Origin of the sequence: Pseudogemmobacter sonorensis (assembly GCF_042762395.1) — a bacterium.
In the GTDB taxonomy this organism is placed as follows: domain Bacteria; phylum Pseudomonadota; class Alphaproteobacteria; order Rhodobacterales; family Rhodobacteraceae; genus Pseudogemmobacter; species Pseudogemmobacter sonorensis.
Map to the genome: position 1 here is coordinate 1 of NZ_JBEFZE010000099.1, position 660 is coordinate 660.

Annotated in this window: 1 protein-coding gene; it reads right to left on the reverse strand. The window is 62.4% G+C overall.

Annotated features, from left to right (window positions below; all coding sequences use genetic code 11):
• On the reverse strand, positions 1-624 hold a 624-nt coding region (locus ABNX41_RS21925; RefSeq protein WP_438671793.1), incomplete at its 3' end, for a bactofilin family protein.
• Between the last annotated feature and the right edge of the window lie 36 nt (positions 625-660).

Sequence of the window (660 nt, forward strand, 5' to 3'; positions counted from 1 at the left end):
ACGATCATCGAAGTCAAACCAGTCGGTGATCTTGTGGAACTCGCATCCGATCTGCATGTGCTGATCAATGATCGTTACGCTGTAGCCGCGTCGGCCGCCGATCAGGATCAAGTTGACCGGCGAGACCTGCGCATCGCCGGAGACCCGCGCATTGCCGTAGACCAGCGCATTGCCGGAGACCTGCGCATTGCCGTAGACCAGCGCATTGCCGTAGACCAGCGCATTGCCGGAGACCTGCGCATTGCCGTAGACCAGCGCATTGCCGGAGACCTGCGCATTGCCGTAGACCAGCGCATCGCCGGAGACCTGCGCATTGCCGGAGACCTGCGCATCGCCGTAGACCCGCGCATTGCCGGAGACCTGCGCATCGCCGGAGACCCGCGCATTGCCGTAGACCCGCGCATCGCCGGAGACCCGCGCATTGCCGTAGACCAGCGCATTGCCGGAGACCCACGCATTGCCGTAGACCCACGCATTGCCTTCCTGACCGAGGTTCTTCTCGGCCTCGACAAAGCCGCCCTTATCCCCGGCCTTGACCGATCCGAACGAAATCAGCGCCTCGATGCGGTAGAGCGTGCGGCCAAACCACAGCTTGGTTTCGGATGTGAGCTTGTACTTCGCCATCGGCGTTCATCTCCATCAGGGTTTCGGCAGGCTCTC